Below are 15,166 nucleotides of genomic sequence, written 5' to 3'. Positions count from 1 at the left end.
CCCGGTACCGAATCCGGTACCGGGCACAGAATAGCCGGTGAAACTAAGAAGCCTGCTGTTCGCGCTTGGCGGCCTCGCGTGCGAGCATGCGATCGCGCTGTTCTTCGAACTTCGTCGCGTTCGCGGCGAGGGTCTCGAGGAAAGCTGCCAACTCTTCGCGCGTGTTCTCGCCTTCGGCACTGAAATCGTTGCGCTCGAAGATGTTCCACTTGCGCAGGACCGGCCAGACGACCTCGTCGAGGTGCTGGCGAAGGTCGTAGATACCGTGCTTGGCCATGAGGGCGCCGTTGCGGCGGAAGTTCGGCATGCCGGCGCCGGGCATCTGGAAGTTCTGGACGATGTTCGCCACAGCTTTGAGAGCCTGATCGGGCGCAAGATCGAGCGCGGCGGCGCAGATGTTGCGGTAGAAGATCATGTGCAGGTTCTCGTCGGCCGCGATGCGCTGAAGCATCTTGTCGGCGATCGGCTCGTCACAGGCCTTACCGGTATTGCGGTGGCTGACGCGCGTCGCGAGTTCCTGGAAGGTCACGTAGGCGACCGAGTGCAGCAGGCCGGCGTCGCCCTCGTCGATGGGTGCGCTGTAACCGTTCGTCATGTGTTCCATGCGGAAACGCTCGAGCTCGACGGGGTCGACTGCGCGAGTGACGACGAGGTAGTCACGCATCACGATGCCGTGACGGTTCTCCTCGGCGGTCCACCGGCCGACCCACGTACCCCAGGCGCCGTCCTGCGAAAAGTTCTCGGCGATCTCACGGTGGTACGACGGCAGGTTGTCCTCGGTGAGCAGGTTGGTGATCATCGCGGCGCGGGCGACCTCGCCGAGTTGTGACTGCTCGAGGCTCCAGTCCTCGCCGCCCATGGCTGCGAAGTTACGGCCTTCGTCCCACGGGACGTAATCGTGTGGATGCCATTCCTTGGCCATGGAGATGTGGCGGTTGACGTTCTCCTCGGCAACCGGCTGCAGCTCTTGTAGCAGCTCCAGCTGCGTCAGAATCCTCGTCATTTCTTGCCTCCATGTTGAGTGAATGCGCGACTTCGCCCCAGCCTACGGCACCGTAGGTTTGAAAAGAATGGCATGAATATTGCTCCCCTCGGGCGATGTTACCGATCCGTAGTTATCCGGGGGCACTTTCACGACCAAGTCGTTCTTTCGACGTAGTCGCGGAACGTCCGGGCAGGATCGGACAGTTCGCGGCTCTTCGACCAGATCAGTCCTATTTTCCGTTGGGCACCTTCGATCGGTACGTAGACGACTCCTTCGGCCCAGATCGGTGGATCTTGCACCGGCATGACCGATACACCGAAGGATGCGGAGACCAGTCCGCCGACCGTTGCCAGCTCGCTGCTCTCGAAGACGAAATTCGGAGTGAAACCTGCGGCCGCGCACAGTTCATCGAGAATTCTTCGCATCCCGAAGTTCGGATGCATACCGATGAACGGTTCGTCGGCCGCGTCCGCGAGCTCGACCGAACGCAACTGTGCGAAGCGATGATCAGCTGGAACAGCCAACGCCAGTGACTGCTGAGCGATCTGCATCCACGCGACCTGCGGATCGCGCGGCTGCGGCGAGACGACGGCCAGGTCGGACGCACCCGCGGCAATCCGGTCGACCAGGAACTGCGCGCTGTCCTGATGCAGTTCGAATCGCACTCCGGGATGCTCGACGCGGTATCCCCGCAGCATGTGCGGTACCAGCCAGGTACCGAACGAGTGGAGGAAGTCGAGTCGGACGGTGCCGCTCTCGGGACTCGCCAGCGACCGGATTTCGGTCTGCGCCGCGTCGAGTGCGTCAAGCGCGGTCCGAGCGTGCTCGTAGAGGATCTCGCCGTACCGGTTCAGTTCGAGTCGGCGTCCTTGACGGTCGAAGAGCCTCACGCCGATCTGTCCTTCGAGGCGTGCGAGTTTGCGCGAGAGGGTCGGCTGCGACAGGTGGGTCAGGTCGGCAGTGGCGGTGACCTGTTGGGTTTCGGCGAGCACGACAAACCATTCGAGGTCTTCGGTCAACATCACGACGTCAATCTATATGTGCTCAAGACATAAAGAACTCCACAACTATGCATTTTCTTTTGTCGAAGCTCGGCGAGAGGATTCTTACCGGAGGTAAGTGATGTCTGGAGGTACGTGGTGACTGTCGAGAAGGTGATCGAATCCGATCTGGCGCCGCTTCGGCGGGGATCTACCGGATACCGCACGGTGACCGTTGCGTTGTTCGCGGCCGGGCTGTCGACGTTCATCTCGATGTACGCGGCTCAGGCACTGCTGCCCGCATTTGCCGAAGGCTTCGACGTCTCGCCTGCGGTGTCTGCACTTTCCGTCTCGGCGACGACGGGCATGTTGGCGCTGGCGATCATTCCGGCCAGCGCGCTCTCCGAGCGGTTCGGTCGCACACGGGTGATGATCGCGTCGGCGTCGGCGTCCTGTGTGATCGGTTTGCTCCTGCCACTCAGTCCGACGATCGAGGTTCTGCTGATCGGACGCGCGGCGCAAGGCTTGGCTCTGGCCGGGGTCCCGGCGGTGGCGATGGCCTATCTGGCCGAGGAGGTCGATCGGAAGGACCTCGGTGCGGCGATGGGAAGGTACGTTGCCGGCACGACGATCGGTGGGTTGATCGGACGGCTCGTTCCCTCGGGGGTGGTCGATTTCAGTACGTGGCGCTGGGCACTGTCGACTGCGGCCGTGCTGTCAGCGTTGTTCGCGCTCAACATGATCCGGAAGATTCCCGCGTCGAAGTTCTTTCACCCGCAACCGGTATCGGTGCGTGCGATCGCGTCGAATCTACGTCACCACCTGGCGAACCCGTCGCTGCGCACGCTTTTCGCCTTGGGGTTCATCCTGATGGGCGGATTCGTCTCGATCTACAACTTCCTCGGGTTTAGGCTCACAGCAGTACCTTTCGGTCTTCCCGAAGCGCTTGTGGGTCTGGTGTTCCTCTTCTACCTCGCCGGCACTTTCACCTCGGCGGTAGCCGGCGGGGCCTCGGACCGGCTGGGCAGGCGCAGTGTTCTGCTCGGCTCGGTGGTCGTCGTAGTGATCGGGCTGGCACTGACCGTTCCGGACAACCTGGCCCTGACACTCGTAGGGATGCTGCTCTTCACCGGAGGATTCTTCGCGGCACATTCTGTGGCCAGCGGTTGGGTGGGCCTGATCGCGACCGATCACCGGGCCGAGGCGTCGGCGTTGTATCTGTTTGCCTACTACGCGGGTTCGTCCGTGGCGGGTGCCCTCGCCGGCGTCGCGTACGCGGGCGGCGGTTGGGGTGGGGTCAGTGCCTTTGTCGGCGCGCTGCTGTTGGTTGCGTTCGCATTGTCGCTGAGGATGTTTCGATCTACGAAGGTTGACTGACAGGGCTGACTGACAGGTTTGACTGACAGGGTTGACTGACAGGGCACTGCGGCGACCCCGAACGGGATCGCCGCAGTGCGAATCTGTTCAGCGTCCTACTTCTTGCCGCCGCCGAGGAGGCCACCGAGAAGGTCGCCGAGGCCGCCGCCGCCGGATCCACCCAGGATGCCGCCGAGTGCGCCGCCGATGCCGCCGCCGGAATTGCTGCCACCGCCGAGAATTCCGCCGAGGAGATCCCCGAGTCCGCCGCCGCCGGAGGCCTGGGCCTGCGCGCCGGCTCCGCCACCGGTGAACTGCTTGGCGAGGTAAGCCAGGACGATGGGAGCGAGGATCGGCAGCAACTGCTTCACCAGATCGTTTCCACCCCCGCCGCCGACACCGCCGAGTGCGCTGGCGACCTGATCGGTGTTGCCGCCGAAGATGTTCGAGACGATCTTCTGACCGTCCGCGGTGTCGACTTTGCTGATGTCGACGCCGTCGTCGAGAAGGCTGGTGTCGGCGTGCGACTGCAACGCGCTTTCCAGCGAGGCTGCGCCTGCGGGATCCTGCGCGTTGGCGCCGAGGCCGCCGACGAGGGTCGGAAGTGCAGTCTTGACCGCCGATTCGGCAGTTGCCTGGTCCACGCCGAGTTGCTGCGCGATCTGGTCGATGGGGATCTGGGATAGAAGGTCGTCAAGCGATGCCATTGATGCCCTACCTCTTCTGGGGTACTACTCGTCAGTACCCGGCTGTTGCAGACACTAGTGAATGTCGGCGTCGACGGTAACCCTCCGGTTGCCGAGCGGTCAGGCTCGGGTCTTCTCGCGGGGGACCAGGCACGCTAGGAGTGCGAGAATCAGTCCGCCGGCCGTCAAGATGAATCCTGTCTGATTTGTCAGGATCGTGGAGTAGTTTTCCCTGATGACATTGTCGAATTGGTCGTTCACTCGGTAGTAGAACGTGCCCAGAGTTCCCAATCCCACGATGATTCCGATCCACGCCGCAATACGAGAACCGAACAATGCGGCGATCAGAATCAATACGGCTGAAGCGAGCAGAAGTATCGCCATCGACCGGTAGAAGGTCACGGACTGATCGCCGAGTTGCTCGATTGCCCACCCGGCCGGAAAGCCGTCCCTCAGGTCCTCGAGGCGAACATTGTTGGGTTTGACCCCGGCCAGTACGTACGTGAACGAGCCGACGGCAACGGCGATTCCACAAATGAGCAGAACCAGATGAACTAACGTGCGCATGCCAGTCTCCCTGTGTTCGGAGTTCGGTGACGCGGTCGTCGCCGAGCCTAGCTGTGTCGCGGGTGTCAAGCTCGGTATCGAGCGTGCAGAATCGTCTCCATGCCCGACAACATGCGTCGACTCGAAGAGATCTCGTTGTCCCTGCCGGAGGCGGAGCGCGTCGACATCGAAGCGTGGGACGGACACCCGACCTTCCGGGTCCGGGGCAAGAACTTCGTGTTCTGCAATCTCGAAGCCACCTCCTTGACCGTCAAGTTGAGCAAGGAGGAAGCCGAAGCGGTGGTGGCCACCGAACCAGGCGCAAGTGCTGCCGGCTATGGCCTCGGTCGCCACGGGTGGGTTGCACTCGACATCGGCACCGACGTTTCCGAGGAGAAATGGTCGCAACTGGAGGAGTGGATCTACACCTCGTTCACCCTCGTTGCTCCGAAGCGGCTTGCCCGGATCGTTCTCGATGCGGATGAGGAACGCCCGTAACGGATAGATTCGTCAGTACAGACGCCGACTAGACGAGGATTTGTCATGACGACACCGGAAACTTCACCGGCCACCGCAAAACCGGGCATGCCGCCGTGGGCGAAGAAGGCCATCGGGATCGCAGTGATGGCGGTGGTCCTGGTCATTGCGTACTTCATCCTCGCCGCCTTCCTTCCGCGTTGGTGGGCGCAGCGTATTGCGTCGCTCGCAAACGGCAGTTTCAGCGCCGGTATCGCGTGGGGACTTCTGTTCGGTCTCGTGTGCACGCTGGTCCCGCTGATCTTCTTCCGCGCGGTCTGGCAGGTGCGCAAGCGTAAGCACGCGCGGATCATGCAGATCACCGCCCTCGCGTTGGGAGTGATCTTCGCGCTGCCGAACCTGCTCTCTCTGACAGTCGTCCTCGGCAACAACAACGCGGCGCATGCGGGCGAGCGGATCCTCGACGTCGACGGCCCAGGCTTCCGCGGAGCCTCGGTTGTCGGTGCCGTCCTCGGCGTTGCGTTGTTCCTGGGACTTGTGGCGCTCGGCTACATGTACAAAAAGCGTGGCAAGGATCTCGACAAGATGCGCGGTGAACTCAAGCAGCACGAGCCGCAGAGCAAGGGCGAGGCACCGGCTCCCGAAATCTGAGTCAGCTCTTCGACCGAGTACTCAGGCCGACACCGACTCCGACGGTTCCCGCCGCCACCAGTCCGGCGAGCGGGACCGCCCAGTGGCCGGCGAACGTGCAGGCGAGAACCAGGATGGCACTCGCCGGTAGTACAGCCTGCTCGATCCTGTCGCGCTTGAAGTGGCGTGAGTGCATGAGCCACACGAAGATCAGGAACATCGCGGCCGGGATCGTGACCGCGGCAGATGCTGCGAACGTCGAAATGTGCGCTTCGCCCACTGCTTCCTCGACGGCTACTTCGATGCCGGCGCCGATGGCCGCAGCGGATCCGAATACGAAGTAGTGCCCGTATCCCCACAACAGGACGGCGCGATTGCCTTGGTCTGCGAGGTACTCGTGGATCGGGACGGCAAAGTAGATCCACAACGCGGAGAACACGATCAGAACTCCGCCGACGGCAATCGGTATCAGGAGGTCGGCGGCGTCGAAATCACGAATGCCGGATTGGACTGCGATGGTGGCGGCAGCAATGGTTTCGCCGAGCATGATGATGGTGAAGAGGCCGTAGCGTTCGGCGATGTGTTGCGGGTGCCACGGCGTCTGGTGGTTGCGTTCGGCTATTGCCGGCACCGCGAGTTCGGCGATCATGAGAACGAAGAATCCGGGTATCCACGCCGACGCCGGCATCAGAAGCAGCACGATCCAGCCGGCCTGGACGATCACGAGCCCGGCGGCGTATTGCAGTGCAGTGGTTCGCGCTGCACCGGTTTCACCGCTGGCGGCTCGAAGCCATTGGCAGGTGAGCGCAATTCGCATGATGAGGTAGCCGACGATGGCCGTCGTACGGTCGGTCCCGTCGAATGCGTCGGGGATTCCGGCGGCGAAGACGAGCACGCCACAAATCTGTACGAAGGTCGCGATCCGGTAGGGGACGTCGTCCGTGTCGTAGGCAGATGCGAACCAGGTGAAGTTCACCCACGCCCACCACAGTGCGAAGAAGACGAACATGTAACCGGCGATGCCGTCGGCGTAGTGGCCCTCGGCAACTGCGTGCACCAGTTGGACTCCGGCTTGCGCGGCTGCCACCACGAAACACAGGTCGAAGAACAATTCGAGTGGCGTCGACGCGCGATGGTTCTCGTCGCGGCTGCGTGCGCGCATCCGGATTATCGGCATAACCGCGCGGCCGTGGCCGGCCCCCGTACTGGTGTGTTCTGTCATCGTCCCCACCTTGCTCCGCCGAGTAGTGCAGGAGCGCAGTCTAGGACGAATCCCGTCGGGTCGACGAATGAGACATTTCGACCTTCACCACACGAGAACGGGCTTGATGACGCGGCCCGACGCCTGATCTTCCACGGCTTTGTTGATGTCGGAGAACGCGTACCGCGTCACCAAACGGTCGATCGGAAACCTGCCCTCGGTGAAGAGTTCGGCGAGTTCGGGAATGAAGGTCGTGATCTCGGATTCGCCCTCGATGCATCCTCGAATCGTCTTTCCGTTCAACATGATGTCGGCCATGTTCACCTCGAGTGCGGACGCTCCGAGTCCGACCACTGCCAGTGTTCCCCGCGCACGAAGCGAGGCAATTCCCTGGTTGATCACGGCGCCGATGCCGGTGGTGTCGAGGGAATGCGTCGAACCCCCGTCGGTGGCGGCTCGCACCGCTTCGACCGCGTCCTCGGTGGTCGGATCGACGGTCACGGCGCCGAATTCCTCGGCGAGGCTTCGTCGCTGCGCAACCGGGTCCACCGCGACCAGGGTGGAAACCCCGGCAGCTCTCGCTGCCAGCAGCGCCGCGAATCCGACGCTGCCGGCTCCGAAGACGACAAACGTCGAGTCGGGCTCGGGGCGAAGCAGATTCAGTACCGCGCCGGCGCCGGTTTGAAACCCGCAGCCGAGCGGAGCTGCGACGGTCAGGTCCACCGCAGGATCGACGACGACGGTGTTGTCGGCGGAGGTGATGACGTATTCCGCGAAGCTGGACTGGCCGAAGAAGGCGGACCGTAGCGGGGTTCCGTCTCGCCGGATCGGCGTCGAGCCGTCGGTGCGTGCGCCAGAGCTGTTGAGCGCGTGTGAGCTTTCGCAGTACGCCCGATGACCGCTGAGACATTGCCTGCACGCACCGCAACTGCGATAGCTCAACAACACGTGATCGCCGGGCACGACCTTGTCGATCGACGAGCCGACGGCCTCGACCACCCCCGCTCCTTCGTGCCCGAACACGCAGGGGCCGAGCCTTTCCGGTAGCACCGACTTCGTGAACAAATCTGTGTGGCACAGGCCGGTAGCGACGATGCGAACAAGGATCTCGTCTGCGCGGGGTTCGTCGATTTCAACGGTGTCGAGTGTGAAGGGGGAGTGTGGGCCGTGTGAGAGCGCCGCTGTCATCTGCATGGAGGACGTCGAATTCTGTTCGGCGCGAATCACGCTCGCTCGAGCAGGAAGTAGTAGTGCTGCCCACCGTCGAGAACCAGCGCCGACTTTCCGTTCATGATGCCCATCAGTGTCGAGTCGTCGACCTTCTTGAAGTGGTCGAAGATCGGCGCACCGTCGTAGACCATCGTTGCCGTGACTTCGCCACGAAACTCGATGTTCCACAGGCTTGCTTCGCCATTGCCGCCCTTGACGTCGGAATAGAGGTTGCCGTCTTCGTCTCGGCAGATCAACGGCTTTGCGTCCTCGACCGAGTTGAAGGTCTTGCCGTACCAACGGCTCGCGAACAGCTTTTCGTGAAGCCGGTGACCGGTGGCGAAGTCGTCACCTTTCCATTCGCCGAGGATGTCTTCTGCGGCGACGGTGTCCAGAGCGGCCCACACGTCATCGAGTTCTGCAGGAGATACACCACTTTCCGCTGCACGGAGCCGAGCGAAAGTGGTTCGGGCCTCGTCGAGATTCATGTCTCTCCCTGCATCGGCGGATAAGCGTCAAGTGAGTTCGCGAACCAAACTGTTCGTCAACTCCGCACGCTACGCCGAACCGGACGGTTCGGCAACGGTCGATTCGTTCTAGGCTGTCGACATGCGCTCAGCAGGGGAAGCCACGAGGGACCGCATCCTGGCGGCCGCAAAGGACGAGTTCGCCACGCACGGTCTGGCCGGCGCGCGGATCAATCGGATCGCCGCGCAGGCGCGTGCCAGCAAAGACCGTCTCTATGCGTACTTCGCAAGCAAGGAAGAGTTGTTCGCTGCCGTCACCGAACAGTGGACGTCCGAAACCACAGCGGAGACAGCGCTTCGTGGCGACGATCTGCCGGGCTATGCCGCTCGGCTTTTCGACAACTACGTTGCGCATCCCGAGAACGCACGGTTGCAGCAATGGGCGGATCTCGAAGCACCGGACGTCATGAGTGAGGACGACATACGAAGCAAGACGTTCCGGCCCAAAGTAGCCGAGATACGCAAGGGCCAACTCGAGGGTCACATCGACCCCGAGTGGAATCCTACGGAGTTGATTCTGTTGATCACCGATATCGTCCGAATGCTTGCGCTCAAGTCGTCTCGTTCGGTCCCTCGACGTCGGGAGGCGGCGGTCGAGGCGGTTCGGCGGTTGATCGCGACGTGACGAACCGGATGTGCAACGTGATCAATGGCCAACGCCGCGTTCCCTTGTGTTCTCGCACGAGGGGACGCGGCGTTGAATTCCAGTTCGGAGCGGGTCAGAGCTTGACCGACGGCTGACCACTCCTGATACGGCTTACCTCGGATCGAGCGAATTCGACTCGGTCGCTTTCTGTTCCGCGGGCCTGGGCCAGTGCGTCGGCTAGATCCGCGGCGGCCTCGAGTACGTACCCGTTGCGTTTGCGATCTGCGTGGCTTGCCGCTGACTTCCGGAATGTCTTGCGTGCCTTCCGGTCGCCGCACAGAGCCGTCAGTTCGTCGACGGTGATGACGCCGCGCTCGACCTCCGGGGTGAGGACGTCTCGAAGGAACTGGCGTTCGCGGGGAACCGTCATTCGGAACACTCGGAAAACGAGGACCAACGCCGCGGTGATCATGACGACGAAGAGTGGGAAGAGAAGAATGGCCTTGCCCTGGGACAGAGCAGCGGCCGAATCCCACAGGCCGTGCAGCAACATCGCAGATGCCATCAAGATGAGGCCCCGCCCCACTCGTCGTGGTTCGGCGGGGCGCCCCAAGAGATAGACCAGTCCCGCACAGAAGATTGCACTGTAGAGAGTGTGCGCCGCGACTCCGAAGACCATACGGAGCATGATCGTGGACATCGCTGCACCGACCGGATCGGCCCCGAACTGCGACGCGGCCGAGTTCAGTGCGTAGAGAACGTCTTCGAAGATCTGGAAGCCGAGTCCGATGAACGCGCCGAGTATGAAGCCGTCGAAGGCGGTGCGCACCAGGCGAGATGCCAGCGCGACGAGTAGGAGCAGTCCGACACCTTTGGCGATTTCTTCGGTGAACGGCGCTGTCAACCCCGCGCCCCAGTCCTTCGCCCACGCTTGTCCGAACGTCTTGGCATACAAGGCGAGTATCGCGTCGTTGGCGTTCGCTGCCATGACCCACGTCGCAGCGAAGCTCCCCCAGAGGAAGGCCACCACGATCAACTTCACCGGCTGGCGTGCATAGCGGTCGATGTGATGGGTGAACCACCAGAAGACTGCGCCGTAGACGCCGAAGAGCACGATCGACAGTGCTATGGCGTCGCCGTAGGCGGGTGCTGAGGCCGAGAGCATCGAGAAAAGCTTGAAAGCACCGGTCACCACCAGCATGAGGTAGACCCAGAAGGCTGCGTTGCGCGGCTGGTAGAAGGTGAAAGACCGTCCCCAGCCCGAGTTTTCGATTGCATCGACTCTAGCGGTGATCAGGTTGTCGGTCGTCTGAGTGGCGGGAGCGGTCATCACTTTCCCTCTCCGGTTCGGTGGCCGATGCTCACGATCATGCGAGCGATGTCGTCGGTGATCGCGGGAGCCACGTCGCTCGGACCGGTGGAGACCACCTCGATGCCCTTGCCGTCGACGACGAATGCGGCGATCACTCCGTCCGTGGACGAATTCGAGTAGCTGGTCAGGACGCCACGGATGCCGCTCTCGGTCGTGATCGCCGAGGAATCGTCGCTCACGCGCAGTGATTTCTCGGTAGCGAGAGCATCCGAAGTCTTCTTGATCTGTTCCAGGAGAGCCTGTGCGTCTCCGGCGAAAGGCGCTGTGTACACGGTGAACATTGCTCCGCCGTTCACGAGCGCGGCGCGAGGGGGGAACGAACCGGTCACCGGTGTATCGGCCTCGCGGACGCCGTCGGTGATTCCCCAGCCTGGAGCGGGAACGAAGGTGATGCCGTACTGGAGTTCCATGACGTCGCCCGCGACGACCGGGTCGTCGTAGGAGACGGCGTCGTTGATCTGCGGGATGACGATGCTCATCACGATTGCGACGGCCAGCACGATGGCAGCCGGAAGGATGGTCGTGCGATCGAGGCCGAACCACCGCCGGTCAACCGGAACCCAGCGGTCGTCGGGTTCGTACCGGGCACGTGGCGGTCCTTCCCGTTCCGTAACGTTCGCGTGTGTCATTTATGCCTCGGTTTCCGTGACTTTGTGGGTTGAAGAGTTCGCGCACAACAGTTTCCGATGCCTGTGTGCCGGAGAAGATCGGCAGGCCCCGAGAATCCGAGGAGTGAGCTTGTCTGTGAAGAAATTATCAAACCGAATATTTCGGGCTGCGGACTGAACTCGTTGTTTCTTTCCGAACTTGCATCGGTGCAGCTCGACCGTCGGCTGAGGAGGTCGCCTGGATTTACGGATTTCTCAGTAATGGTGCGTACGTTGGGCGTCGGCTCGTTGACGCCCTCGGGATGTTGACGTGCCGCCAAACTTTTTGTCGTCGACTGTTCAGATGCTGGTGAGCAAAAGGATCGCGGACGGCCACCCGAAGTGAATATCGTCGACTCCCAGCGTGTTCCTTCGGTGCGCGCACCTGTTCAGCATCTGGAGTGGCCCGTGTCGAAGTGGCAGTACACATGAAGATCTCGAAGAAGACGGCGCTGGTTGTCATGGCTGCATTCGCCCTGACGTTGGGATCGGCGCAAGTCGGGACCGCCCGCGCGGACACACCGGTCAAGGTCAGTGTGGCCGGTCATGTGGTGAACGCTGGGCACTTCGAGCAGGTGCGGCGCCCGAATCGCTGCGTGAAGGCATCGCTGACAAAGCCGAAGCCGAGCGAGCAGAAGACCACGAATCGCAGCGGGCGTCGTGGTAGCGGGGGATGCTTCTGAGCTCGCCGGCCGCCTTCGTTGTTTCCTGCTCCGGAAACTGCAACACGTTCTAATATCGGGTCATGGACGTGACCTATGACGGGACCAAACGCGAAGTCGCCACAGGCAAAGGCACCTTGCGTTATCACGAGGCAGGGGATGGTCCGCCGTTGATCCTGTTGCACGGCTCGGGGATCGGCGTGAGTGGGTGGCGGAACTATCGGGGGAACCTCGAGGTGTTCGCGAAGCATTTCCACTGCTACATCCTCGAGTTCCCGGGTTTCGGCGTGAGCGATCCCGTCGACGGGCATCCGGTTCTCACGGCAGCTTCGGCGGTGATCCGATTCATGGACGCGCTGGGAATCGAATCGGCTGCGATGATCGGCAATTCGATGGGTGGAGTTGTCGGCGTCAACGTCGCGATGAGGTTCCCCGACCGCGTCCGCAAACTGGTCACCATCGGCGGAGTGGGCCCGAACATCTTCAGTCAGAACCCGAGCGAAGGCACGCGGCTCCTGCAGGACTTCGCCGACGCTCCCAGTCGCGACAAGTTGGTTCGCTGGCTCGAATGCATGGTGTACGACAGGGCCGTGATCACCGAGGAACGGATCGCGGAGCGGTGGGAAACTGCCAACGACCCGGCATCGCATCAGGCATTGTCTGCGATGTACGGGTCCAAAGCCTTTGCTGCTCAGCAACAGATGATGGCCAACTCGGACGCACCGCCCTACTGGTCGATGATGCACAAGGTGCAGTGCCCGACCTTGCTGACGTGGGGGCTCGACGATCGGCAGTGCCCACCCGACATGTCGATGATTCCGATGCGACTGATTCCGAACGCCGAACTGCACGTCTTCCCGAACTGCGGGCACTGGGTGATGGTCGAAGCCAAGCAGGCATTCGAGCGGGTGACCCTCGAGTTTCTGCTTCGATGAGCTGTTCGGCAATTCATGTGGCGCCCGTTCATGTGGCACGAATGCAGAAGACCCGGCGCTCCGTGTGAGGAGTGCCGGGTCTGCGTTTGTGCCCCCAGTAGGACTCGAACCTACGACCTGCGGATTAAAAGTCCGTAGCTCTACCAACTGAGCTATAGGGGCGCGGCGCAGAGTCTAACGGGACCGCAGAGTACGTGAAAACACCACCCCCACCAGAAGTGCAATTCCGATGACGGCGATGGTTCCACCGGTGCGGTGCAGACCCGCGTCGTCGATGGTTCCGCGCATGGTCAACTCGATGACGACGGCAGCAAGGTTGGCGCCGATGTACTGGATTGTTCGGTACAGGCCGATCGCGGTCCCGACGTCGGCGGAGGTGGTCACCGAGTTGATCAGGTTCTGGTTTCCCATGTTGTTGAAGCCGTTGGGAATGCCCAGGATCGCCGCTATCAGCAGGAGCGCCACCAGCGGCGTCGAACTCGATTCGACGAAGGCGATCAGAATCCCGCCGACAGCCAACGCGGCTGTGCCGATCAGCAGGGTGACCCGTGCGCCGAATTTCCCGTACACCCTCGACGCGGACATGGTCGCGAAGATCCCGATCGCAGCGACGGGGAGCATGAAGAGCCCCGCGCTGATCGGCGACATTCCGCGGGCTACCTGTAGCCACTGGGGGAGTCCGAAGAATATGCAGTAGAACGCTGTGTAGGTCAGCAGAGTCCGGCCGAGTGTCATGCTCAGTGCACGGTTTCGCGCGACGGCACGGACGTCGATGAATGCCGAGGCCGTTCGACGTTCCCACCAGACGAAGAGGAACGCGAAGAATGCCGTCGATGGCAGGAGGTACCACTTCGCATGCTCGGCGAGGGAGAGGAGAAAGAGCATCGTCGACGTCGTCAGGGCCAGAAACAGGCCGATACCGAGTGGATCGAGAGACTTGAACAACGCAGCGGCACCGGCGCGGTCGGGCAGAGCTGAGTCGCTCGGAGCGGCGAAGAAGACCCATACGGCGGTGACGACGACGAGCGGGAGGTTCACCCACATGATCGACTGCCAACCGAGTGTGCCGACCAACAATCCGCCGAGGGTCGGGCCCAGCGCGACGACCGACTGAGCGCAAATGGTGAGTGTTGCTATCGCTGAACGGGTTTGAGTCCGGTGGCGATCGGCGTATTCACGGATGACGGTCATCGCATTCGGATACTGTGTCGCCGTGCCGATTCCGAGCAGGATTCGTGCCGCGATGAGCCAACCCAGCGACGGAGCGAGCGAGCCGAGGATCGATCCGGAAGCGATCAGTCCCAACCCTGCGAGATAGACGCGTTTGGCGCCGAGAATCGATCCGAGTCGCCCGGCCGCAGGGGCCGTGACCGCGGTCGCGATGTAGAGGGCCGAGATCACCCAGGCCGTACCGGAACTCGAACCGAAGTAGGTGGCGATCGGGACGATTGCCACCGCAATCATCGACGAGTTCAGTGCTTGAAGAACAGTTCCCGAGCCGAGAGCAAGACTCAGTTTCAGTGGAACTGAAGTGTGGGGCGTCGGCGTTTCGACGACGGCGGTCACGGGTTCATCAGTGACTCCTCTGATGTCGATGTCGATGTCGATGTCGATGCTGATGCCGGGGAAGCATCCTGGCCGAGTCTGCGCAGGATGCGGCCGGCGATCAGCAGCAGATCGCGCTCGGCTTCGGTGCACTCGGTATCGATCACCTCGGCCAGCCACTCAGTGCGTTTCTTTCGGTCTTCGTGCAGGGTCGAGATCCCGAGTTCGGTCATCGTGACCAGGACCGCGCGCCCATCCGACGGATCCGAACTGCGTGTGACCATCCCCTGCTCTTCGAGTGCGGCCACGGTCTTGGCGATCGATTGCGGTGTGACGCGCTCGAATTTGGCCAACTCTTTTGCGGTCAACGGACCTTGTCGGTCGAGGTGGCCGAGGGCCTGGATTTGGCTCGGGGTGAGTTTGTGGTCGTTGCGTTTGGTGCGCAGCCGCCGAACGAAGGCGCCCAGATCGTCCCAAAGTACGTCGATGTCGTCTCGTGCCTTACTGCGAGCCCCACGTTCGTCCATTTAGACAGTCTAACTGTGTTGTTTCAGTGTTTCCAGTCCGATTTTCGCGAAAGAACGGGAATAAATGATTGCTTTGGTTGTTTAAAACTCTGGGACTGCCGTGCGTCGGCAGGCGGACTGATTCCGTCCACGGGTCGGATTGCCGAAGCCTCCGACAGTAGAAAGCTCGGATGCGCACCCCCTGCGGCGCACCCGAGCGGCCAAAACCATACCACTTGGTGTCTTTTGGGCATAAAGTCGGTTGTTGTCCCCCGAACAGGGGATTGCGACTAGTACTTTTGGCGGGTATAGCTCT

At 62.0% G+C, this 15,166-nt stretch carries 17 protein-coding genes and 1 tRNA gene; 6 read left to right on the top strand and 12 right to left on the bottom strand.

All coding sequences use genetic code 11. The features are described 5' to 3' along the window. Positions 1-43: 43 nt before the first annotated feature. A complete protein-coding gene (locus ABWI03_RS00310; RefSeq protein ID WP_003940492.1) occupies positions 44-1,003 on the bottom strand; it encodes an acyl-ACP desaturase in 960 nt (319 codons plus the stop codon). 128 nt (positions 1,004-1,131) lie between these two features. Next, positions 1,132-2,010 carry a LysR family transcriptional regulator gene (locus ABWI03_RS00305; protein ID WP_095968687.1) on the bottom strand — a complete coding sequence of 293 codons (879 nt, stop codon included), beginning with the start codon at positions 2,008-2,010 and terminating at the stop codon, positions 1,132-1,134. Between the two features lie 114 nt (positions 2,011-2,124). On the opposite strand from ABWI03_RS00305, the gene ABWI03_RS00300 reads away from it, so the two are divergent. Continuing rightward, complete coding sequence (locus tag ABWI03_RS00300; protein WP_298777263.1) at positions 2,125-3,342, top strand: MFS transporter; 1,218 nt, start codon at positions 2,125-2,127, stop codon at positions 3,340-3,342. A gap of 95 nt (positions 3,343-3,437) precedes the next feature. On the opposite strand, the gene ABWI03_RS00295 is transcribed toward ABWI03_RS00300, so the two are convergent. Further along, complete coding sequence (locus ABWI03_RS00295) at positions 3,438-4,028, bottom strand: DUF937 domain-containing protein (RefSeq protein WP_296556412.1); 591 nt, start codon at positions 4,026-4,028, stop codon at positions 3,438-3,440. A 99-nt stretch (positions 4,029-4,127) separates the two neighbouring features. Then, a complete protein-coding gene (locus ABWI03_RS00290) occupies positions 4,128-4,574 on the bottom strand; it encodes a hypothetical protein (protein WP_095968690.1) in 447 nt (148 codons plus the stop codon). Positions 4,575-4,673: 99 nt separating this feature from the next. Here ABWI03_RS00290 and ABWI03_RS00285 point away from each other — a divergent pair, with 99 nt between their 5' ends. Next, positions 4,674-5,051: an MmcQ/YjbR family DNA-binding protein gene (locus tag ABWI03_RS00285; protein ID WP_020908916.1), complete on the top strand. Its 378-nt coding sequence runs from the start codon at positions 4,674-4,676 to the stop codon at positions 5,049-5,051. A gap of 45 nt (positions 5,052-5,096) precedes the next feature. After that, positions 5,097-5,681, top strand: coding sequence for a hypothetical protein (locus tag ABWI03_RS00280; protein ID WP_003940111.1), 585 nt, complete (start codon positions 5,097-5,099; stop codon positions 5,679-5,681). A gap of 1 nt (position 5,682) precedes the next feature. Here the strand turns inward: ABWI03_RS00280 and ABWI03_RS00275 are convergent, their stop codons facing one another. From ABWI03_RS00275 to ABWI03_RS00265, 3 genes are all read right to left on the bottom strand, one after another. After that, positions 5,683-6,882, bottom strand: coding sequence for a low temperature requirement protein A (locus tag ABWI03_RS00275; protein WP_095968691.1), 1,200 nt, complete (start codon positions 6,880-6,882; stop codon positions 5,683-5,685). Positions 6,883-6,966: 84 nt separating this feature from the next. Further along, positions 6,967-8,055, bottom strand: a complete 1,089-nt coding sequence (locus ABWI03_RS00270) for an NAD(P)-dependent alcohol dehydrogenase (RefSeq protein WP_172436479.1) — start codon at positions 8,053-8,055, stop codon at positions 6,967-6,969. Between the two features lie 29 nt (positions 8,056-8,084). After that, on the bottom strand, positions 8,085-8,558 hold the full coding sequence (locus ABWI03_RS00265) for a DUF4334 domain-containing protein (RefSeq protein WP_095968693.1): 474 nt from the start codon (positions 8,556-8,558) through the stop codon (positions 8,085-8,087). Between the two features lie 121 nt (positions 8,559-8,679). On the opposite strand from ABWI03_RS00265, the gene ABWI03_RS00260 reads away from it, so the two are divergent. Then, positions 8,680-9,222: a TetR/AcrR family transcriptional regulator gene (locus tag ABWI03_RS00260; RefSeq protein ID WP_095968694.1), complete on the top strand. Its 543-nt coding sequence runs from the start codon at positions 8,680-8,682 to the stop codon at positions 9,220-9,222. 94 nt (positions 9,223-9,316) lie between these two features. On the opposite strand, the gene ABWI03_RS00255 is transcribed toward ABWI03_RS00260, so the two are convergent. Both ABWI03_RS00255 and ABWI03_RS00250 read right to left on the bottom strand, forming a co-directional pair. Continuing rightward, positions 9,317-10,513 (bottom strand): PrsW family intramembrane metalloprotease, encoded by a 1,197-nt coding sequence (locus tag ABWI03_RS00255; protein ID WP_166809251.1) that lies wholly within the window; start codon positions 10,511-10,513, stop codon positions 9,317-9,319. Beyond that, positions 10,513-11,184: a hypothetical protein gene (locus tag ABWI03_RS00250; protein ID WP_298777264.1), complete on the bottom strand. Its 672-nt coding sequence runs from the start codon at positions 11,182-11,184 to the stop codon at positions 10,513-10,515. Before ABWI03_RS00250 ends, ABWI03_RS00255 begins: the two co-directional genes overlap by 1 nt. Before the next feature lie 446 nt (positions 11,185-11,630). Here ABWI03_RS00250 and ABWI03_RS00245 point away from each other — a divergent pair, with 446 nt between their 5' ends. Both ABWI03_RS00245 and ABWI03_RS00240 read left to right on the top strand, forming a co-directional pair. Next, positions 11,631-11,885, top strand: coding sequence for a hypothetical protein (locus tag ABWI03_RS00245; RefSeq protein ID WP_143538623.1), 255 nt, complete (start codon positions 11,631-11,633; stop codon positions 11,883-11,885). Between the two features lie 62 nt (positions 11,886-11,947). Next, positions 11,948-12,799 carry an alpha/beta fold hydrolase gene (locus ABWI03_RS00240; RefSeq protein WP_353798705.1) on the top strand — a complete coding sequence of 284 codons (852 nt, stop codon included), beginning with the start codon at positions 11,948-11,950 and terminating at the stop codon, positions 12,797-12,799. Between the two features lie 89 nt (positions 12,800-12,888). Here the strand turns inward: ABWI03_RS00240 and ABWI03_RS00235 are convergent. The 3 genes from ABWI03_RS00235 to ABWI03_RS00225 all read right to left on the bottom strand — a co-directional run bounded on the left by ABWI03_RS00235 (position 12,889) and on the right by ABWI03_RS00225 (position 14,871). Further along, a tRNA-Lys gene (locus tag ABWI03_RS00235) sits at positions 12,889-12,961 on the bottom strand. 12 nt (positions 12,962-12,973) lie between these two features. Continuing rightward, positions 12,974-14,365: an MFS transporter gene (locus tag ABWI03_RS00230; RefSeq protein ID WP_298777265.1), complete on the bottom strand. Its 1,392-nt coding sequence runs from the start codon at positions 14,363-14,365 to the stop codon at positions 12,974-12,976. Continuing rightward, on the bottom strand, positions 14,362-14,871 hold the full coding sequence (locus ABWI03_RS00225) for a MarR family winged helix-turn-helix transcriptional regulator (RefSeq protein ID WP_298777266.1): 510 nt from the start codon (positions 14,869-14,871) through the stop codon (positions 14,362-14,364). The genes ABWI03_RS00230 and ABWI03_RS00225 overlap by 4 nt, the downstream gene beginning before the upstream one ends. Between the last annotated feature and the right edge of the window lie 295 nt (positions 14,872-15,166).

The organism is Rhodococcus baikonurensis (assembly GCF_040489275.1).
GTDB classification, from domain to species: domain Bacteria; phylum Actinomycetota; class Actinomycetes; order Mycobacteriales; family Mycobacteriaceae; genus Rhodococcus_F; species Rhodococcus_F baikonurensis.
This window is presented reverse-complemented; position numbering and strand designations above follow the sequence as displayed.